General features: G+C 68.8%; 17 protein-coding genes. 13 read left to right on the forward strand and 4 right to left on the reverse strand.

The window, feature by feature from the left end; translation table 11 throughout:
• The first annotated feature begins 76 nt into the window (after positions 1–76).
• Positions 77–874 (forward strand): PadR family transcriptional regulator, encoded by a 798-nt coding sequence (locus HMPREF9336_RS10935; RefSeq protein ID WP_021030521.1) that lies wholly within the window; start codon positions 77–79, stop codon positions 872–874.
• An 83-nt stretch (positions 875–957) separates the two neighbouring features.
• The gene (gene fmt / locus HMPREF9336_RS10940) at positions 958–1,890 is read left to right on the forward strand and encodes a methionyl-tRNA formyltransferase (RefSeq protein WP_007466962.1); all 933 of its coding nucleotides are present in this window, start codon (positions 958–960) and stop codon (positions 1,888–1,890) included.
• Between the two features lie 19 nt (positions 1,891–1,909).
• Here the strand turns inward: fmt and HMPREF9336_RS10945 are convergent, their stop codons facing one another.
• Positions 1,910–2,221, reverse strand: a complete 312-nt coding sequence (locus HMPREF9336_RS10945; protein WP_007466964.1) for a DUF2631 domain-containing protein — start codon at positions 2,219–2,221, stop codon at positions 1,910–1,912.
• Between HMPREF9336_RS10945 and HMPREF9336_RS10950 the strand changes: the two genes are divergently transcribed.
• Positions 2,220–3,173 (forward strand): ABC transporter substrate-binding protein, encoded by a 954-nt coding sequence (locus HMPREF9336_RS10950; RefSeq protein WP_007466966.1) that lies wholly within the window; start codon positions 2,220–2,222, stop codon positions 3,171–3,173. The two genes, HMPREF9336_RS10945 and HMPREF9336_RS10950, sit on opposite strands and share 2 nt — an antisense overlap.
• Before the next feature lie 3 nt (positions 3,174–3,176).
• On the opposite strand, the gene asnB is transcribed toward HMPREF9336_RS10950, so the two are convergent.
• Together asnB and HMPREF9336_RS10960 are read right to left on the reverse strand one after the other, a co-directional pair.
• Entirely contained in the window at positions 3,177–5,039 is a 1,863-nt protein-coding gene (asnB, locus tag HMPREF9336_RS10955; RefSeq protein ID WP_007466968.1) for an asparagine synthase (glutamine-hydrolyzing), read from the reverse strand.
• A gap of 43 nt (positions 5,040–5,082) precedes the next feature.
• Positions 5,083–6,315, reverse strand: coding sequence for an MFS transporter (locus HMPREF9336_RS10960; RefSeq protein WP_007466970.1), 1,233 nt, complete (start codon positions 6,313–6,315; stop codon positions 5,083–5,085).
• Positions 6,316–6,561: 246 nt separating this feature from the next.
• Between HMPREF9336_RS10960 and HMPREF9336_RS10965 the strand changes: the two genes are divergently transcribed.
• Complete coding sequence (locus HMPREF9336_RS10965; protein WP_007466972.1) at positions 6,562–7,533, forward strand: NADPH:quinone reductase; 972 nt, start codon at positions 6,562–6,564, stop codon at positions 7,531–7,533.
• 101 nt (positions 7,534–7,634) lie between these two features.
• Positions 7,635–8,663, forward strand: coding sequence for an aliphatic amidase (locus tag HMPREF9336_RS10970; protein WP_007466973.1), 1,029 nt, complete (start codon positions 7,635–7,637; stop codon positions 8,661–8,663).
• A gap of 9 nt (positions 8,664–8,672) precedes the next feature.
• Here HMPREF9336_RS10970 and HMPREF9336_RS10975 read toward each other — a convergent pair whose 3' ends face one another.
• Positions 8,673–9,944, reverse strand: coding sequence for an IS701 family transposase (locus tag HMPREF9336_RS10975; RefSeq protein ID WP_007466975.1), 1,272 nt, complete (start codon positions 9,942–9,944; stop codon positions 8,673–8,675).
• 289 nt (positions 9,945–10,233) lie between these two features.
• Here HMPREF9336_RS10975 and HMPREF9336_RS10980 point away from each other — a divergent pair, with 289 nt between their 5' ends.
• From HMPREF9336_RS10980 to HMPREF9336_RS11015, 8 genes are all read left to right on the forward strand, one after another.
• Entirely contained in the window at positions 10,234–11,883 is a 1,650-nt protein-coding gene (locus HMPREF9336_RS10980) for a carboxylesterase family protein (protein ID WP_007466977.1), read from the forward strand.
• A 67-nt stretch (positions 11,884–11,950) separates the two neighbouring features.
• On the forward strand, positions 11,951–13,123 hold the full coding sequence (locus HMPREF9336_RS10985) for a 3-deoxy-7-phosphoheptulonate synthase (protein WP_007466979.1): 1,173 nt from the start codon (positions 11,951–11,953) through the stop codon (positions 13,121–13,123).
• Positions 13,124–13,172: 49 nt separating this feature from the next.
• A complete protein-coding gene (locus HMPREF9336_RS10990; protein WP_007466981.1) occupies positions 13,173–13,937 on the forward strand; it encodes a 2,3-dihydro-2,3-dihydroxybenzoate dehydrogenase in 765 nt (254 codons plus the stop codon).
• A 47-nt stretch (positions 13,938–13,984) separates the two neighbouring features.
• On the forward strand, positions 13,985–14,638 hold the full coding sequence (locus HMPREF9336_RS10995) for an isochorismatase family protein (RefSeq protein ID WP_007466983.1): 654 nt from the start codon (positions 13,985–13,987) through the stop codon (positions 14,636–14,638).
• Positions 14,639–14,651: 13 nt separating this feature from the next.
• On the forward strand, positions 14,652–16,604 hold the full coding sequence (locus HMPREF9336_RS11000; RefSeq protein WP_007466985.1) for an anthranilate synthase family protein: 1,953 nt from the start codon (positions 14,652–14,654) through the stop codon (positions 16,602–16,604).
• A 13-nt stretch (positions 16,605–16,617) separates the two neighbouring features.
• Positions 16,618–16,803, forward strand: a complete 186-nt coding sequence (locus HMPREF9336_RS11005) for a hypothetical protein (RefSeq protein WP_007466986.1) — start codon at positions 16,618–16,620, stop codon at positions 16,801–16,803.
• 9 nt (positions 16,804–16,812) lie between these two features.
• Positions 16,813–17,919 (forward strand): 1-deoxy-D-xylulose-5-phosphate reductoisomerase, encoded by a 1,107-nt coding sequence (dxr, locus tag HMPREF9336_RS11010; RefSeq protein WP_007466989.1) that lies wholly within the window; start codon positions 16,813–16,815, stop codon positions 17,917–17,919.
• On the forward strand, positions 17,919–19,187 hold the full coding sequence (locus HMPREF9336_RS11015; protein WP_007466991.1) for a M50 family metallopeptidase: 1,269 nt from the start codon (positions 17,919–17,921) through the stop codon (positions 19,185–19,187). The genes dxr and HMPREF9336_RS11015 overlap by 1 nt, the downstream gene beginning before the upstream one ends.
• The last annotated feature ends 25 nt before the right edge of the window (positions 19,188–19,212 follow it).

The following is a 19,212-nucleotide window of genomic DNA, read 5'->3' on the forward strand; positions in this document are numbered from 1 at the left end:
AGAAAATGTCGATGTATATTCGATATATCGACATTGTATCGAATGTCGGCCAGAGACGGAAACGAAGGAGAAAATTATGTTCAGACCAGTGTACTTCGACGCGTTCGACCGGATTCCGGCGGAAATGATCGACGGGGCCCGTCGCGCGTTCGCTGCCCGCGCGGCGTTCCGGCGGCCAGGCTCCGCCTTCGAGCGGCCGAGCTTCGGCTTCGGCCCGGCAGGACGCAGCTGGGGCTCCGGCCGGGGGCGTGAAGGCGGCCCGCAGTGCGGCCCTGGGGGCTTTGGCCCCGGCGGCTTCGGGCCTGGCTTCGAGCCGTTCGTCGGCCCGGGCTGGGGCGGGGCTCCGCACGGCAGGGGCCGAGGGCGTGGGCACAAGCGCCGCCACCACGGCCATGACCGGCGGAATTTCGACCTCCGCGCGGCGATCCTCACCCTCCTCGCCGAGGAGCCGCTGCACGGCTACGAGCTCATGCGGCGGATCAGCGAGCGCTCGAACGGAGCCTGGCGGCCGAGCCCCGGCTCGATCTACCCGGCTCTCGCGAAGCTCCGCGACGAGGGCTTCGTGCTCATCGAAGAGCAGGATGGCCGCAAGACCGCCAAGCTCACGGAGGCGGGCCGCGCGCACGTCGCCGAATTCGGAGCCGAACTGCGCGAGGTGTGGGCCGATTCGGACGAGCCCGATCCCGCGCGTGACTTGTGGGCGGAAGGCCGCAAGCTCATGGGGGCGCTACAGCAGCTGGTCGTGATCGGCGACCCCGATCAGAACGACAAGGCCGTGGAGATCCTTTCTGGCGCGCGGCGCAAGCTGTACGCGCTGCTCGCCGACGACGCGGAAGCGGAGCCGGATGAGAAGCGGTATTCCGAAGACGGTTGATCGCTGACCTGCCGGGCGGCGTTGGCGACGTAGAATCGACGTCGCCAACGCCGCCCGGCGTTCCCGATGAGAGGAGATCGAGCATGCGACTCGTGTTCGCCGGAAGCCCCGAGGTCGCGGCGGTCTCGCTCGCGAAGATCCTGGACGAGGGCAAACACGAGGTGCTCGCGGTCGTCACCCGCCCGCCCGCCCGCTCCGGTCGCGGCCTCGCCCGCAAACCGTCCCCGGTCGGCGCGCTAGCCGAGGAGCGCGGCGTGCCGGTCCTCGCCCCGACGAGCGCGAAAGACCCGCAATTCCAGGAGGCGCTGCGCGAGCTCGCGCCGGATTGCGCCCCCATCGTCGGGTACGGGGCGCTGATCCCCCCCGCTTTGCTCGCCGTCCCGAAGCACGGCTGGGTGAACGTGCACTTCTCCTTGCTGCCCGCCTGGCGGGGAGCCGCGCCCGCGCAGGCCGCCATCGCTGCTGGCGACGAGATCACCGGCGTGAGCACCTTCCTCCTTGAGGAAGGGCTCGACACCGGGCCGGTGTTCGGCCAGGCGACGGAGCGGATCAGGGACACGGACACGGGCGGCGCGCTGCTCGACCGCCTCGCGGAGTCGGGCGCGCAGCTCTTGGCCACCACGCTCGCCGGGATCGAGGCGGGCGCGCTGGCTCCTGTGCCGCAGGCCGAGGACGGAGCCTCGTACGCCTCGAAGATTTCCGCCGCAGACGCGCGGGTGCGCTGGGATCTCCCGTCGCATGTGGTGGACCGGCGGATCCGGGCGATGACGCCCGCGCCGGGGGCATGGACGCTCCTGCACGACAAGCGCCTCAAACTCGGTCCGCTCGCCAAGGCGCAGGAAGCAGTCTCCGAACTCGGACCGGGCGAGCTGCGGGCGACGAAGTCGGCGGTCTATGTCGGGACCGGTTCCGAACCGCTCGTCCTCGGCGAGGTGCGGCCAGAGGGCAAAGGCCCGATGCGCGCGACCGATTGGGCGCGAGGGGCGCGGTTAGAGCAAGGCTCGTGTTTCGCGTGAGCCAGACGGGCTCACGCGCCTAACGCTTCCAGCGACCGCGCTTGGAGACGATGTCGACGACCAGCCACAGCGCGGTGATCGCGGCGAATGCGATCAGCCAGACGTCCTCGACATGGCCCTTGTGGTTGCCGATGAGCATCACGAGCAGCGAGGCGATCGTGGCGAGCGCGATCCAGCGATAGGCGTTCGGGTACTCGCCATGCCAGCCCCACTGGCCGGAAGGCTCCTCCGCGAGGTCCACCTTCGGGGCTTCGTACCAGCGCGCTTGCGCGGGATGCGGCGCGTGCTCGTCGTGGTGGGCTGGGAGGGCGGGCGCTTCGGTCTGCGACATGCGACTAGTGTACTTGGTGATGAAGCCGCGCCGAAAAGTCCCGTCGAGATTCGCGAGCGCCCTCGGGGCGGGCGTTTTGAGGGCGGGCGCGGTGGCGGCGGCGCTCGGGCTGTCGGGATGCTCGATGCCGTTGCCGGACAACACCAACGACTCGCGCGGGGTTTTCCCCTACCACGACAGGGACAACTGCGGGTTCACGGTGAAGTACGACCTGGCCCCGATCCGGGCGGTGACGCTCACGCCCGGCGCGACCGACCTGCTCGACGCGCTCGGCCTGTCGAAGAGCATCGTCGCGGCCAACCTCGGGCCTGACTTCGCCAAAATCCGAGCAACGAACGCCGACTTCGTGTACTCCGGAACCATGGCGGGGATCACCGGCCACGTGCCCGCCCAAGACCCGATCGCGGGCGGAGCCCCGCTGCGCGACGGCCTGCGGGCCTACGACCATCCGACGCATATCAGCGTCCTGTCCTGTCCCGGCCACCCGCAGACTCTCGACACGGTGTATCTCGAGGTGGCGACTATTGGCGATATTTTCGGCGTGCCGAAAGCCGCCGCGAAGCTGATCTACGATTGGCAGAAGACGTTCGAGCAGTTGGGCAAGCGGTTGCGCGGCCTGCCCAAGCCGAACGTGGCCATTGTGGACGCGCGGGGGCAGACCCCGAAGCTGGCCGGCCCGGCTTCGATACCCCAAGCGCTGCTGTCGTACGCGGGCGGCGCGAACGTGGCCACGGGCGAGGGGCAGTGGATCGATTCCGACTGGGCCTCGATCAAGGAAATGCAGCCGGACGTGCTCCTGCTGGTCAAAGGCTCCACGCCGCCGGCTGACGCGACGCTCGCGCAGAAGGTCGAAGGCATGGGCGGCTTGGACGACGGCCTCTTCGAGGCGGGCCCGAAAGTCCCCGAACTCGCGCAGTTTTTGGCGAAGACGTTCCATCCGGACAAGTTCTGAGCGTTAGACCGCCAGCTCGACCTCGTACTCCTCCAGCCACGCGTTCAGGCGGGTGGGGATCTCCGTGTACGCCAGCCGTTGCAGCATGGTGTATGGCTCGGCGAGCGGAGTCGCCAGATGCTTTTCCACCGCGTCCAGGTCGAGCAGCGGCCGGGCGGGAGCCTCCGGCCGCCGCGCGATCTCGCCAAGGTCGTCGCGGATCGCCTGGTCGTAGCTGAGGTCTTGCGCGGAAGGGTAGGGCACTTTGCGGCGCTCCACGATGGACTCGGGCAGCACGTCCTTGGCCGCCGCGCGCAGCAGGCTCTTCTCGTTGCCGTCGAAGACCTTCATCGACCACGGCGTGTTGAACACGTACTCGATCAAACGGTGGTCGCAGAACGGCACGCGGGCTTCGAGCCCGACTGCCATGCTCATCCGGTCCTTGCGGTCGAGCAGGAGCGGCATCCACCGGGTCAGGTTGAGGTAGAGCGCGACCCGCATCCGTCGCTCGAAGGGATCCTCGCCGGGGATGCGCGGCACCTCGTTCACAGCGGACTGGTACTGCTCGGCGATGTACTCGGTCAGTTGCAGCTGGTCAGCGAGCTTCGGGTCGAGGAATTGCGCCGCGCGCTCCCCGACGGGGAAGTCGGCGATGCCGTGCCACGGGAAGGTGTCCGCCTGCACGGCTCTCGGGTCGTGGTTCCACCGGTAGCCGCCGAAGATCTCGTCGGCCACCTCGCCGGAGAGGGCGACCGTCGAGTGCTGCCGGATGGCCTGGAACAGCAGGAAGATCGACGGGTCGTGGTCGGCGTCGCTGTAGGGGAGGTCCCACGCGCGCAGGACGGCTTTGCGGACGCCCGCGTCGGCGATCTGCTTGGTGTCGAGCACGATATTGCTGTGGTCGGTGCCCGCGTGCCGGGCGAGGTCGGCGACGAAGGGCGCGTCCGGGGTGGTGTGCAAGAAGCCCGGCCGGAAGTTGTCGCCGTGCTCGGCGAAGTCGACGGAGAACGACTTCACTTTGCCGCCGCCGTTCGCGTCCAAGGTGCGTTGCGCCAGCGCGGTGATGGTGCTCGAATCCAGCCCGCCGGAGAGCAGAGTGCACAGCGGGACGTCGGCGATCAACTGCCGGGCGACGATGTCGTCGAGCAGCCCCCGGATCGTGGCGATCGTGGTCGGCAGGTCGTCGGTGTGCTCGCGGACCTGGAGTTCCCAGTATTTCTGCTCGACGAGCCCGTCCCTGCCGACTTTCACAAGGTGGCCGGGTTTGACCTCGTGCATCCCGCGCAACGGGGTCTGCCCCGGAGTGCGGAAAAAGCCCAGGGTGTCGCGCAGTCCGTCGAGAGTCAGCTCGCGCGCCGCGGCGGGGTTCGCGAGGATCGCCTTAGGCTCCGAGCCGAACAGCACGCCGTTCGGCAACGGGTAGTAGAAGAGCGGTTTGACCCCGAGCCGGTCGCGGACGAGGAACAGCTCCTGCCTGGCAGAATCCCACACCGCGAAGGCGTAAATGCCGTTGAGGCGCTCGATGAAGCCGAGCCCCCACTGCAGGTACGAGCGCAGCACCACTTCGGTGTCGCTGCGGGTCTGGAACCGGTGGCCGAGCCGGACCAGCTCTTCGCGCAGCTCGGTGAAGTTGTACACCTCGCCGCTGTAGCTGAGCACGGCGAGCGGTTCGCCGTCCGGCCCGGTCTCGGGGGAGAGCATGGGCTGGCGGCCGCCTTCGAGATCGATGATGGAGAGCCGCCGATGCCCGAGCGCCGCGTGCTCGCCGACCCACAGGCCCTCGTCGTCCGGCCCGCGCAGAGCCATGGTGTCGGTCATCTTTTGGGCGATGGCGACCTGGTCCTTCAGATCTCGCTGGAAGTCGACCCAGCCTGCGATTCCGCACATGTGCGTTCCCTTTCGTGTGTGCTTTTATGAGTTCAGCGTGAGGTCAGGACGCTGCGACAGCGTCTGGTTCGGGCAGATCGTCCGTTTCGGCTTCTGCCGCGCAGCCGCGCATGCGGTGCGAGATTTCGGAGAGGACGAGGGCGGCGGCTCCGAAGGCCGCCGCGAGGAAGGTGACCGAGCCCGCGCCGAGCGCGCTCAGGCCGAAGCCTCCGATGATCCCGGAGAGGGAGATCGCGAGATAGATGGACGTGGAGTGCAGCGAGGCGAGGATCGCCGCCGCCTTCGGGCGGATGCTGATCAGCCGGAACTGCTGGGGGGCGGAGACCGCCCAGCCCGCGTAGCCGTACACGGCGGTCGCGAACAGCGCGGGGCCGAACGAGTTTTCGGCGAGCGGCATGGCCACGAGCAGCGCGATGAGCAGGAGCAGGGTGCTCGCGACGACCCAACGCGGGCCGAAACGGTCCGCGAGCACCCCGGACACGTAGTTCGCGACCACCCCGACCAGGCCGTACACGAACAGCAAGGCGGCAAGACGGTCGCCCGAGCCGCCGGTGGCCCCTGCGAAGATCGCGCTGATGTAGGTGTAGACGATGTAGATCGCGATGAAGGCGCTCGTCGTGGTCAGCAGGGTGACGAGCACCTTGCGGTCCGCGAGCGGGGCGAGTTTGCTCCGCAAGCTTTGCTCGTCGCCGTCCTCGCCGGAGCCGACTTCCGGCACCCAGAGCGCGAGCGCCGGGGCGGCGAGCCCGGCGAGGAGGACGACGAACCACATCGTCGCGTGCCAGTCGAACGAGTTCGCGATGATCGTGCCGATGGGCGCGCCGAGCGACATCGCAACGGTCATTCCGGTGAACACGATGGCGATGGCCTGGCCGCTCCACTTCGGTCCTGCGATGGCGGCGGCGGTCGCGGCGGCCCCGGGGATGAACAGGCCTGCGCCGAGCGCGGCCACCGCCATCCCGACGAGCACCTGCGGGAACGAGGTGGCGAGCGCGGCGACGACGTTGCCCGCGAACACGGCGGCGATGCCCGTCAGCAGGACGCGCTTGCGCGGCCAGGCGGCGGTGAGCACCGCGAGCACCGGGGCCGCCAGCGCCGAGGTCAGGGCGAACACGGTCACGACTTGCCCCGCTGTGGCGACGGAGAGCTGCAAGGAGCTGCTGAACTGAGGGAGGACGCCCGCGAGCACGAATTCGTCGGTGCCCGCTGCGAATGCTCCGAAGCCAAGCGTGCCCACTTGCCAGAGCGCTGCGGGAGTCTTCTCAGAGCTAGCCATCAGATCCTCGGTTGTCGTCGAAATGCCGGCAGCCTCGAGGCCGCCTCCCGCCACGCTAATTGGGCCGTCCGAAGGCAGGGCCATTCCGTTTTGTTCTCTGTCAATTGACCGGTCTTTTGTCAGTTCGCGGAGTTTCGCGCACGCCAAGCGTGACGGACCTGCGGCAGACTTGACGGAATCCGGCGGCCTTGACGGAATCCGGCGGCGGCTCCCCGGACGGGCGGGGGACTGGGGCATCATGGGCCCATGCGCGCAGCCTTTGTCGAAAAGCTCGGCCCTGCGGAAAGCATTCGGCACGGCGAGCTCCCGACGCCCCGCCCCGGCCAAGGGGAGGTGCTGGTGCGCGTGTCGGCCGTGTCGGTGAACCCGGTGGACACGTTTGTGCGCTCCGGGCTGTACGCGACGGAGATCCCCTTCCCGTTCGTCATCGGCCGAGACCTCGTCGGCGCGGTCCACGAGCTCGGCGAGGCGGTGACGGGTTTCTCGGTCGGCGAGCAGGTCTGGTGCTCCAGCCTCGGCCATGCGGGCAGGCAAGGGGCCGCCGCCGAATTCGCCGTGGTCGGCCAGGACCGGCTGTACCGCCTGCCCGACGGCGTGGACCCGGTCGTCGCCGTCGCGGCCGCGCATCCGGGGTCCACCGCGTATCTCGCGGTGCATGAGCACGGAAGGGCGCACGCGGGCCAGACGGTGCTCGTCGTCGGCGCGGGGGGGAACGTCGGGACGGCTGTCGTCACGATGGCGGCCAAGGCCGGGGCGCGCGTGGTGGCGGTCGCGTCCAGCGCCGACGAGCAACGCTGCCTGGCCGCGGGGGCGGCCGAAGTGCTGGACCGGCGCGGCGACTGGCAGTCTGAGGCGCGGGTCCGCCACTCGGACAAGGTGGACGTGTACGTGGACGCGTTCGGCGAGAACGACCTCGGGCTCGCCGTGGACCTGCTCGCGCCAGGCGGCAGAATTATCGTCCTGGCCGGGGCGCGCAGCGCGCCGGTGCTGCCGCTGGGCAAGCTGTACATGCGCGACGGCTCCGTCATCGGCTTCGTCATCAGCCGCGCGAAGCCCGAACAGCTTGGCCGCGCCGCCGCGAAGGTCGGCGAGCTGCTCGCGGCCGGAGCCTTGGCCCCGAAAATGATCAAGACGATGCCGCTGTCCGAGGCCGCGACGGCGCACGCGCTCGTCGAGGCGGGCGGCATGAGCGGCACTCGGCTCGTCTTGTTGCCGTAGCTGAAGCCGGTCCGCTCTTGTAACACGCGGGTCATCGGGGGGTATTTCCGGCGGGGGAGCATCGTCGTTGGCCCGCAGTTCGGCGAAGAGGAGTTTCTTTCATGCGTCACGGCGATATCGCCTCCAGCCCCGACACGGTCGGGGTCGCGGTGGTGAACTACAAAATGCCCAGACTGCACACGAAGGCGGAGGTCTTGGAGAACGCGGGGAAAATCGCGGACATGGTGGTCGGCATGAAACAAGGCCTGCCCGGCATGGATCTGGTGGTGTTCCCCGAGTACTCGACCCAGGGCATCATGTACGACGAGGCGGAGATGTACGCCACCGCCTCGGTGGTTCCCGGCGAAGAGACCGAGATCTTCGCCAAGGCATGCCGCGCGGCGAAGACGTGGGGGGTGTTCTCGGTGACCGGGGAGCGGCACGAGGAGCACCCGGACAAGCCGCCCTACAACACCCTCGTCCTGATCGACGACGGGGGCGACATCGTGCAGAAGTACCGCAAGATCCTCCCCTGGACCCCGGTCGAGGGCTGGTACCCCGGCAAACAGACCTATGTCTCCGCCGGGCCCAAGGGCCTGCAGGTCTCGCTGATCATTTGCGACGACGGGAACTACCCGGAGATCTGGCGCGACTGCGCGATGAAGGGCGCGGAGCTGATCGTCCGTCCGCAGGGCTACATGTATCCGGCCAAAGAGCAGCAGGTGCTCATGGCCAAGGCGATGGCATGGGCCAACAACTGCTACGTCGCCGTCGCGAACGCGACCGGCTTCGACGGCGTGTACTCCTACTTCGGGCACTCCGCGATCATCGGGTTCGACGGGCGCACGCTCGGCGAATGCGGCGAAGAGGAGTACGGGATCCAGTACGCCCAGCTGTCGGTCTCAGCGATCCGCGACGCCCGGCGCAACGACCAGTCGCAGAACCACTTGTTCAAGCTCCTGCACCGGGGCTACACCGGGATCCACGCGGCGGGCGAAGGGGACAAGGGAGTCGCGGAATGCCCCTTCGACTTCTACCACCAATGGGTCAACGACCCGAAGACCGCGCAGAAGAACGTCGAAGCCATCACCCGCGACACCATCGGCGTCGCCGATTGCCCGGTCGGAGACCTTCCGGTCGAACCGGCTTGAGCGGCCCGCTTATCGCTGCGCGGGCGGCGGCCCGTCCAATCCGTCGGCCAGTTTCGGCCCTCGGGACAGTCCGGCGACCACATGCGCGACCGAAGCGAGCGTGGTGTGCCGATGCCACCCGGTGAACGAGCGGCCGGAGAAGTCCCGCACCCCGACCTGGTCGGTGATCTCCCAGAAGTCGGAAGCGGCCCGCTCGGTCAGCGAGATACGCTCGAGCTGGGTCATCGCGCAGAAGCGCCGCATCGTGGTCAGCCAAAGATCCGTCGGGCGCCCGCGCTGGCCCACCTGGGTCAACGACATCAAGACCAGGGGGACGTGGCGCCGGGCGGCCGCGTCGAGCTCCGGCAGCCCGACCCTGGCCGAGGTCAGCAAATAGCCCTTGCCCCGGTACACGCAATGCTCCTCGCGGCGCGAAGCCTTCGCCGCTTGGGCGATTTGCACCGCTGAGGCGGTCTGCCGGGAGAAACCGGCCAAGGCCGGGTCGGTCACGACCAGCGGCAGATTCGCCTCGACCCTGGTCGTGATGGAAGCGGCCACTCGCTTCCCGTCCTCTCCGACCGTGGTGAAGTTTTGGCTGGAGAGCAGCATTTTCGCCGCGTCGTTCGAACTCACGCCATGCACGTCGTAGACGACAGGCAGGGCAGAGGCGGAGACCACCGAGGTGAGCGCGGGGGCGAGCTCTTGGTATCCGGCGACCGCGCATTCCGCCACCGACTCCAGCGGGTGGTCGTCGGGCACGCCCGCCTTCAGACGCTGTTCGGCGCTCTGGACCCATTGCTTGCCCAGGTGCAGCCGCCAGCCCATCGGCGCGGCAAGCTGCTCCGAGCCGAGCCACGCCCCGACGGCCAGCTGGCCGTGCACCGAGCGTCCCTCGGTGGGGCAGAACCGGGTCGCGACTCCGACGGAGTGCTTCCCGGCCTTCGGGATGATCATGGGGCGCATCACCCATGCGACCGGAGCGAGCGTCCGGGCTGTGTAACGGACCAGATCCTCGCGCAACGGCTGCCAATCCCAAGTGGAGCTATTGATGAAGTGGTGCAGATTCTGCTCGCCGGCGCCTTCGGCCGCCTGTTTCTCCATCCACGCGGCGATGTTCCTGGTGGACTTGCGGCCGGGGACGGAGAGCAGGCCCCGGATGTACTCGGCGCCTTTGCCCCGCTGGTCGCTGCGCGGCAGCGAGCTGAGCACCTCCGAGCAGATTTGGGCGATGACAGTCTCGGTGGAATCGGTGAGCAGCGGCGCCGCCTGCTGTTCGAGGGTGAGGGCCAGAGGAAGAGACACGGCCTGAGCCTCCTTATTGACGAGATGGTTGCTGATGCGATCCGTCATCCAGGATGGTTCATGGCCCGCTCTCCGGGGTAGGTGTTGCCGCCACACAACTTCGTCTCGAAATGAGCGTCCCGCACCACCCGGCCCTGGCTGACGGCGAGCTCCAATCGGCGAACCTGACGAACTTTCGGCTGACTGATGAATCCACATTTGGATCGTCTACGGCTCCCCGAAATCAGGACAGGATGGCTCCTGTTGGACAAAGCGTCCGTCAGTCCAGAGCCGAAAGGAGACGCCCCGAATGTTGAGCAGGCGGACCGTGTTGGCGAGTGGCCTCGTGCTGGGCTTCAGCGCGTTCTCCGCTCATTCCGCTTTCCGGGGCGCGCTTCGTTCCGCCTCGGGCGCGGCAGCCCCGATCGTCGGCATCTCGACGGGCTCGGTCCGAGGCCTCGCCGATGGCTCGACGCTCTCCTTCCTCGGCGTCCCCTATGCCAGCGCGCCGGTCGGCGCGCTGCGGTTCCGCCCGCCCCGGCCCGCGAAGCCGTGGACCGGGGTCCGCGAAGCGACGGCGGTCGGCCCGCAATTCCTGCAAATCGCGCGCTCGGACAACGAGCAGGAAGACGCGCTGACGGCCAACGTGTGGACCCCGGCGCTGGGCGGCAAGGCCCCTGTCATCCTCTACATCCACGGCGGCGGCTGGATGGTCGGCAGCGGCGGCCTGCCGCTGTACCACGGCGAGAGGCTCGCCCAGCGCTCCGGTTGCGTCGTGGTCACGTTCAACTACCGCCTCGGGGCGTTCGGGTTCTCCGCGCACCCCCAGTTGGCAGACCCGGAGACCGGACACGACGGCAACTGGGGCCTTGCCGACCAGATAGCCGCGCTGCGCTGGGTCCGAACGAACATCGCGGCGTTCGGCGGCGACCCCGAGAACATCACGCTCGTCGGCACCTCCGCAGGAGGGGCCAGCACGTGGCAGCTCGCGGTCAACCCGAGTTCCGCCGCGCTCTTGCGCCGGGCCGTCTCGATCAGCCCAGGACATATCTGGAGCCCGTACGTCAGCCTGAACCGCGACGACGCAGCCCACGTCTTCGACTTGGCGGCTGCGGCGTTCGGCACGACCGTCCCGGGCCTTCGGGACGTGCCAGCAACCATGCTGCGGGACTGGTGGGGAGAGGCGTTCGGGCGCCCGCTCGGCGAGCGCGTCGTGGGAAGCGGGCGCCGCTACCGAGGCTCGATCGCGGGCGACGAGTATTTCGCCGTGCAAGACGGCGAGGCCCCGGCCCCGAAGATCCCGATGATGGTCGTCCACACCTCGACCGAGGGCTCGTTCTTCACCGACCCGGACTACATTCTCCCGATCCCGCCGCCTCGGAACGAGGCGGAGCTGGCGGACCGGTTCTACGACACGCTCCACGAGGCGCTGCCCTCGGTCTCCATGGCCGAAGCCCGCGACGGCGTGGCCGCGTACCGCTCGGCGGCACGGCAGGAGGGCAGGCCGGACGACCTCGTGTCCTTGTGGTCCGAAATCGTCGGCGACGCCACGATCCGGCACCAAACCCTGCGGATCGCGCAACGGACGGCTGCGGAGCGGGCCGCTCCGATGTGGGTCATGGAGTACGCGCACCCCGTGCAAGCCCCATGGCGCGGCGTGCCGCACGAGGCCACCTCGCCGTTCCTCTTCGGCACCTACCAGAACTCGGAGCTTGCCCGGAAATTCGGCTCCGGCGAGCAAGAGCGCCACGTCTCAGAGACGTTGATGGACCTGGTCGGCTCATTCGCGAAGAACTCGGAGCCGACCGCTCCGGGCGTTCCGCGCTGGCCGGCCTTCACCGAGGAAGACCAGACGGCCCTCGTGCTCGCGGGCCCGGAGCGCACCGAGATCCGCCCGCCGGCGAAAACCAGCCAGCTCGCCTTCCTCGACCACCTCGGATGGGGCAACTCCGCCGGATGAACTCAATACGCACAACCGAAAAACGATCTGAACGATCGCCGCAGGCGCTTCGAAAGGAACTAGAGCCATGCCACTTGCAACCACAGAACTGAGCACGAAACCTGCTTTGCAGCAACCCGCTTGGGAGGACGAGGACCACATCGCGGAAGTGCGGGAAGAGCTTTCCGGCTTCCCGGCGCTGGTCGGCGCGGACGAGGTCCGCACCCTGCGCGAGCTGCTCGTCACCGTGGCGCAGGGGCGGGCCAACATCGTCCAAGCCGGCGACTGCGCGGAAGACCTCGCCGAGTCCACCGCCGCGCACGTCGCCCGCAAAGTCGGCATGCTGAGCATGCTCGCGGGCTCGATGCGGATGGCGAACCACAAGCCCGTGCTGCGCGTCGGCCGGATCGCGGGCCAGTACTCCAAGCCCCGGTCCAACCACACCGAGATCGTCGGCGGGGTCGAGCTGCCGGTGTTCCGGGGCCAAATGGTCAACGGCCACGCCCCGAACGCCTCGGACCGCAGGCCCGACCCCACGCGCCTGCTCTCCGGCTATTGGGCCGCGAACCGCGTGCTGCACCACCTCGGGTGGCGGCGGCCTTCCTCTATCGCGATCATCGAGCCGCCGGTGTGGACGAGCCACGAGGCGCTCCTCTTGGACTACGAGCTGCCGGCGCTGCGCCGGGACGCGGAGGGCAATCTGGTGCTCACCTCCACGCACTGGCCGTGGGTGGGCGACCGCACGAGGGACATCGACGGCCCGCACATCTCCCTGCTCGCCCGGATCTCCAATCCGGTGGCCTTGAAGGTCGGTCCGTCGATGACTGTCGAGGAACTCCTCGAACTCGCCGAACTCCTCGACCCCGACCGGGTGCACGGCAGGCTGACCCTCATCTCTCGGATGGGCGCGACCAGGGTCGTGGACCGGCTCGGCCCGCTCGTCCAGGCGGTCGCCGAAGCGGGGCATCCGGTGATCTGGCTCTGCGACCCGATGCACGGCAACACCGCAGCCGCTCCGAACGGTTTGAAAACCCGCTACCTGACGAACATCCTCGCCGAGGTCCGCGCGTTCCGCGCCATTGTGGCCGAGCACGGCGGCGTCGCGGGTGGCCTGCATCTGGAGGCCACCCCGGAGGACGTGCTGGAGAGCGTCGCCGACGCGGAAGCCGCCGCCGACCCGGCGTTCGGCGAGAAGTACCTCACGCTCTGCGACCCCCGGCTGAACCTCGCCCAGGCGCTCGAGGTGGTGCGGGCGTGGTGAGCAACATGGCCGGAAACCAGTCCGAGACGAACATGAGAGGGAGCGGAGAATGAGCCACCAAGAAGTCGCCATCGTCACCGGAGCGGCGGGCGGCATGGGAGCCGCGATCGCCGGACGGCTCGCCGAGGACGGCCTCGCGGTCGTCGCATCGGACGCGAACGCCGATGGCCTGGCGGAAGTCGTCGAGAAACTCCGCGCGGACGGGCACGCGGTCCACGCGAAGCCGTTGGACTTGCGCTCCTGCGCGGCGGTGGAGCAGCTCGTCGACGAGGCCGAGCAGATCGGCCCGATCCAGTCGCTGGTGAACGCGGCGGGAGTGCTGCGCATGGGCCCGACAGTCGAGTTCTCCGACGAGGACTGGGCGGCGACCTTCGACGTGAACGTGACTGGGACTTTCCGGATCTCCCGCGCGGTGGCGCGGCGGATGATCCCGCGCGGTCGCGGGGGGATCGTCTCGGTCGCCTCCAACGCCGCGCACGTGGCCCGCAAGAACATGGCGGCGTACGGCGCGTCGAAGGCCGCCATGGAGTCGTTCACGAAGTCCCTCGGCCTCGAGCTCGCCGAGCACGGGATCCGGTGCAATGTGATCGCGCCCGGCTCGACCGAGTCGCCGATGCTGCGGGCGATGCTCGGGCCGTCGAACGACGCGGTGATCGGGGGCAACCTCGCCGACCACAAGATCGGCATACCGCTGCGCAAAGTCGCCCAGCCCGCCGATATCGCGAACGCCGCCGCGTTCCTGCTCTCCGACCTCGCCGCGCACATCACCATGCACACCTTGGTGGTCGACGGCGGGGCGACGTTGGGCGTGTGAGACCCGCGCGAACGTCGTAAGAACAACGAAGGAAGGAAGGCCGCTCTATGTCCGCAGCATTGGCAGACGCGCCGCAGAAGCCAGGAATCCCGGCGATCGAGCCGTACGCCTTGCCGAAGGCGCACGAATTGCCGCAGAACACCGCGCGATGGGAAGTGGACCCCGCTCGCGCGGTGCTGCTCGTCCACGACATGCAGCGATACTTCCTCGCGCCGTTCCCCGAGCCGGTGCGCTCGGAGCTCGTCGCCAACGCCGCAGCGCTGCGTGAACGCTTCGCGGCCAGCGGCGCGCAGGTCGCGTACACCGCGCAGCCCGGCTCGATGAGCCCCGAGGAGCGCGGCCTGCTCAAAGACTTCTGGGGCCCCGGCATGAGGGTGGACCCTGAGCACCGCCTCGTCGTCGACGAGCTGGCTCCGAGGCCGGGGGACTGGGTCCACACGAAATGGCGCTATAGCGCCTTCCACCGCAACGATTTGCTGGGCCGGATGCGCTCGGCCGGCCGGGACCAGCTCGTGGTCTGCGGCGTGTACGCGCACGTCGGCGTGCTTATGACCTGCGTCGAGGCGTTCACCAACGACATCGAGGCTTTTCTCGTCGCGGACGCGACAGCGGACTTCGACCGCGAATCGCACGACCTGGCCATCTCGTACGCGGCCAAACGCTGCGCGGTCGTCGTCCCTTCCGAGAGACTGCTCTACTAGAAAGGACGGCTCCATGAGCGAACGCCTGCTCGACCTCGTCTTCAGCGAAAATCCGCCCCCGTTCGCGGTGCTCTCCCGCCCCGAAACCCTCGGGCACGACAGGCTCGACGTCCTCGTCGGCGAGATGACCGCCGTTCCCACGCTCGCCGATTTGCCAATCCCGGAGCCGGGCCGAGGCGTGCCGGGCCAGCACGACTTGCTGGCGCTGATCCCGTACCGGCAGATCGCCGAGCGCGGTTTCCAGGCTCCTGAGGACGGGGCCGCGTTGCAGGCCATGCGGGTCGCCGCTCAGGCCGTCGTGCCCTCCGAGGAGTTCGTCCGTCGCGTGCCGCCGGTCAAGCTTGGGCTCGAGAACGGAGCTTTCGACCTGGACGACGAGCAGTACGCGGCGGGCGTGCGGCGGATCATCGAGGAGGAGATCGGTCGGGGAGCGGGCGCGAACTTCGTCTTCAAGCGCACCTTCATCGGCCAGCTGCAGCAGTACTCGACCGCCACCGCGCTCGCGATCTACCGCAGGCTCCTCGCGATGGAGCGCGGGGCGTACTGGACCTTCCTCGTGCACACCCGCGAGGCGACGTTCATCGGAGCGACCCCGGAGCGGCATATCAGCGTGAACAACTCGGTCGCGGTGATGAACCCGATCAGCGGCACCTACCGCTATCCGGCGGAAGGCCCGACCTTGGAAGGCGTGCTGAGCTTCCTCGACGACGCGAAGGAGACCGACGAGCTCTACATGGTGGTGGACGAGGAGCTGAAGATGATGGCGCGAATCTGCCCCGAAGGCGGCCGCGCGCAAGGCCCGTTCCTCAAAGAGATGGCGCGGCTCGCCCACACCGAGTACCTGATCACCGGGACGACCGACCAGGACCCGAGGGCCGTCCTGCGCGAGACGATGTTCGCGCCGACGGTGACCGGAAGCCCGCTCGAATCGGCCTGCCGGGTCATCGCCCGCCACGAGCCGCTCGGCAGGCGCTACTACAGCGGCGTCGTCGCGCTTTTCGGGACCGATCAGCTCGGCGGGCGGGCGTTGGACTCGTCCATCCTGATCCGGACCGCGGAGATCGACAGGACGGGCAGGTTGGAGTTCGCAACGGGGGCGACCATCGTGCGCCACTCGAACCCGCTCGGCGAGGTCGCCGAGACTCGGGGCAAAGCGGCGGGGTTCCTCGCCGCCATCACCGGCGACGTCCGCCCGAGCTTGGGCGCGCACCCGGAGGTCCTTGCCGCGCTCGCGAAGCGCAATACGGACATCGGGGATTTTTGGCTCGGCCAGGTCGCGGCGAGCGAGCTGTGCGCGGCGGCCGCCGGGCATCGCCGCTGCGGGCTTTTCTCCGGGCTCTCGGCGATCATGGTGGACGCCGAGGACAGTTTCACTTCGATGATCGCCCTGCAGCTGCGCTCGCTCGGCCTCGCCGTCGACCTCGTGCGCTTCGACGACGCGGACGGCTTCGGCGCGCTGCTTTCCTCCGGCGGCTACGACTTGGTCGTCATGGGGCCTGGGCCCGGCGATCCGACCTCGCAGACCGATCCGAAGATCCGCACGATGCGCTCGCTCATCGCCGAGGCGCGAGCGTCCGAGCTGCCGTTGCTCGCGGTGTGCCTCTCCCACCAGATCCTGTGCGACCACCTTGGCTTGCCGCTGGTGCGCAGGCCGTCCCCGAACCAGGGCAAGCAGTTGGAGATCGATCTGTTCGGCAGGCGGCGCACGGTCGGGTTCTACAACGCCTACGCCGCCCAGCGCCCGCCGCTCCTTTCCGAGCAGGCTCCCGAGCTGGAGCTGGCGGTGGACGAGGAGACCGGCCAGGTGCACGCGCTGCGCGGCCGGGGGCTCGCCTCGGTGCAGTTCCATCCCGAATCCGTGCTCACCAGAGACGGCGTTGGGATTTTCGCCGACCTTTTGCACTGGTTGTTCCCCGAGGGCGGGACGGCTGTCGAGCTGTCCGCGCTCCGAGGGGCCGAGGGCTAGCCCGAGGGCTCGGGTGAGCACGGCGCTCGGGACGGCGGAGGACGAGCAACTGGCCAAGAGCGGGTGGCGGCAGGAGCGCTTCACGCGCCCGCTGCTCCTGCTGCTCGCCGCCCAACGCGACGCCGCTGGTGCGGCCGATGCGCGGGGCTCCGGCCGCACCAGCGGCGTCGCCCGACACGGCAGTTCCAAGGGCCTCTAGGCTTTGTCCATGACCACCCGTGTGCTCATCTTGGGCTCCACCGGCTCTATCGGGACGCAGGCCCTCGACGTGATCGCCCGCCATCGGGACCGGTTCGAAGTGGCAGGTCTCGCCGCAGGGGGAGCACGGGCCGGGTTGTTGGCGCAGCAGGCAGCCGAGTTCCACGTGTCCCGAACGGCCACCGGGGCCGACGGCATGGCCGGGGTGCTGGACCTGATCCGCGAGACAGAGGCCGACGTGGTGCTCAACGCCATGGTCGGCGCGGTGGGGCTAGCCCCGACCGTCGAAGCGCTCAAAACCGGCGCGCGGCTGGCGCTCGCGAACAAGGAGTCGCTGATCGCGGGCGGCCCGGTCGTGATGGAGCTTGCGAAGCCCGGCCAGTTGGTCCCGGTGGACTCCGAGCACTCCGCCCTCGCCCAATGCCTGCGCTCAGGGACGGGGCAAGAAGTGGCGAGCCTCGTGCTCACCGCCTCCGGCGGACCGTTCCGGGGGTTCTCCCGCGAGCAGTTGGACGCGGTCACCCCCGAGCAGGCGGGCAAGCACCCGACCTGGTCGATGGGCCCGATGAACACGCTCAACTCCGCCTCGTTGGTGAACAAGGGGCTCGAACTTCTCGAAGCGCACTATCTTTTCGGCCTGCACTGCGACCAGATCGAGGTGACTGTGCACCCGCAGTCGGTCGTGCACTCCATGGTCTCGTTCGTCGACGGCTCGACGATCGCCCAGGCGAGCCCGCCGGATATGCGGCTGCCCATCGCGCTGGCGCTGTCCTGGCCGGACCGGCTGTCGGACGTGATCCGCCCCGTTGACTTCTCGAAGGCGCACACGTGGACCTTCGAGCCGGTGGACGACGCGGCGTTCCCCGCCGTGCGGCTCGCGAGGGAGGCGGGGAAGGGCGGCGGGTCGCTCCCTTCGGTCTACAACGCGGCGAACGAGGAGGCCGCGGCCGCGTTCCTCGCCGAAAAGCTCCGTTTCCCCCAGATCGCCGAGGTCATCGAGGAGGTCTTGTCGAGGGGATCGCAGTGGGCCGTGAAGCCGGGTACTCTTGAGGAGGCGCTCGAAGCAGACCGGTGGGCTCGCGGCGAGGCGCGACGCGTTCTGGTGAAAAAGGAGTAGTGCCCGAGTTGTTCGTCTTTGGAGTGGTGCTTTTCGCGCTCGGCATCCTCGCCTCCGTCGCCTGGCACGAGTGCGGGCACATGTGGGCAGCGCGCGCCACCGGGATGAAAGTCAGGCGGTACTTCGTCGGGTTCGGCCCCAAGATCTGGTCGATCCGGCGCGGCGAGACCGAGTACGGCTTGAAGGCCATTCCCGCAGGCGGGTTCTGCGACATCGCGGGGATGACGGCGATGGACGAGCTCGCCCCGGACGAGGAAGACCGGGCGATGTGGAAGCAGAAGCCCTGGAAGCGGGTCTTCGTGCTCGTCGCCGGTCCCGCGATGAACTTCATCCTCGGCGTCGTGCTGCTCTACATGGTCACGCTGGCGTGGGGGCTGCCGGGGATGTCCCGCGTCTCGGGGGTCTTCGTGCCGAAGTTGGAATGCGTCGCGCCCACCCAGCTCGCCGAGGACGAGTTCGCCCGCTGCGAGGGCGCGGGGCCCGCCGAGCGCGCGGGCATGCGGGCGGGGGACATCGTCACGGCGGTGAACGGCGTGCATGTCGCGAGCCCGCCCGAGCTGATCAAGGCGATCGCGGGAGCGCCCGGCGCGGTGCGCTTCGACGTGCTCCGCGACGGGAAGGCGCTCTCGTTGGAGGTGACCCCGGAGCGGGTCTCGTGGTTCGACTTCGACCCGGCCACCGGGAAGTACCGCTACGACCCTGCCACCGGGAAGCCGGTCATGCGCGAGCTGAGCAAGGTCGGCGTGCGCGTGGCCCCTGTCGATTCGATCATCACCCGGTACAACCCGGCGACCGCCGTCCCCGCCACGTTCGAGTTCACCGGGATCATGTTCGAGAAGACCTGGGAAGGCATCACCAAGATCCCGGCCAAGGTCGGCGCGGTGGTGCGTTCGCTCGGCGGCGGGGAGCGCGACCCGGAGACTCCGATGAGCGTGGTCGGCGCGAGCCGCATCGGCGGGGAGCTTGCCGAACACGCCGACAAGAACGACGGCGCGTGGCCGACGTTCGTGCTGCTCTTGGCCAGTTTGAACTTCGTGCTCGGCATCTTGAACCTGCTGCCGCTCGTGCCGTTCGACGGCGGGCACATCGCGGTGGTCGGCTACGAGAAGGTCCGTGACAGCGTCCGCCGGCTGCGGGGCAAGGCGGCAGGCGGTCCGGTGGACTACCTCAAGCTCGCCCCGGCGACATATGTGGTGCTCGCGGTCGTCGGCGTGTACATGGTGCTCGTGCTGGCGGCGGACGTCATCAACCCGATCCGGCTGTTCTAGTTCCCGCCCGGTCCGACAGGCCGAA

The sequence above is a fragment of the Segniliparus rugosus ATCC BAA-974 genome, from assembly GCF_000185725.2.
GTDB lineage: Bacteria > Actinomycetota > Actinomycetes > Mycobacteriales > Mycobacteriaceae > Segniliparus > Segniliparus rugosus.

Excerpts from the sequence above, each read along its gene's own strand:
- HMPREF9336_RS10935 (WP_021030521.1), top strand. The coding sequence starts at position 77 with ATGTTCAGACCAGTGTACTTCGACGCGTTCGACCGGATTCCGGCGGAA.
- fmt (WP_007466962.1), top strand. The coding sequence starts at position 958 with ATGCGACTCGTGTTCGCCGGAAGCCCCGAGGTCGCGGCGGTCTCGCTC.
- HMPREF9336_RS10950 (WP_007466966.1), top strand. The coding sequence starts at position 2,220 with ATGCGACTAGTGTACTTGGTGATGAAGCCGCGCCGAAAAGTCCCGTCG.
- HMPREF9336_RS10945 (WP_007466964.1), bottom strand. The coding sequence starts at position 2,221 with ATGTCGCAGACCGAAGCGCCCGCCCTCCCAGCCCACCACGACGAGCAC.
- asnB (WP_007466968.1), bottom strand. The coding sequence starts at position 5,039 with ATGTGCGGAATCGCAGGCTGGGTCGACTTCCAGCGAGATCTGAAGGAC.
- HMPREF9336_RS10960 (WP_007466970.1), bottom strand. The coding sequence starts at position 6,315 with ATGGCTAGCTCTGAGAAGACTCCCGCAGCGCTCTGGCAAGTGGGCACG.
- HMPREF9336_RS10965 (WP_007466972.1), top strand. The coding sequence starts at position 6,562 with ATGCGCGCAGCCTTTGTCGAAAAGCTCGGCCCTGCGGAAAGCATTCGG.
- HMPREF9336_RS10970 (WP_007466973.1), top strand. The coding sequence starts at position 7,635 with ATGCGTCACGGCGATATCGCCTCCAGCCCCGACACGGTCGGGGTCGCG.
- HMPREF9336_RS10980 (WP_007466977.1), top strand. The coding sequence starts at position 10,234 with ATGTTGAGCAGGCGGACCGTGTTGGCGAGTGGCCTCGTGCTGGGCTTC.
- HMPREF9336_RS10985 (WP_007466979.1), top strand. The coding sequence starts at position 11,951 with ATGCCACTTGCAACCACAGAACTGAGCACGAAACCTGCTTTGCAGCAA.
- HMPREF9336_RS10990 (WP_007466981.1), top strand. The coding sequence starts at position 13,173 with ATGAGCCACCAAGAAGTCGCCATCGTCACCGGAGCGGCGGGCGGCATG.
- HMPREF9336_RS10995 (WP_007466983.1), top strand. The coding sequence starts at position 13,985 with ATGTCCGCAGCATTGGCAGACGCGCCGCAGAAGCCAGGAATCCCGGCG.
- HMPREF9336_RS11000 (WP_007466985.1), top strand. The coding sequence starts at position 14,652 with ATGAGCGAACGCCTGCTCGACCTCGTCTTCAGCGAAAATCCGCCCCCG.
- dxr (WP_007466989.1), top strand. The coding sequence starts at position 16,813 with ATGACCACCCGTGTGCTCATCTTGGGCTCCACCGGCTCTATCGGGACG.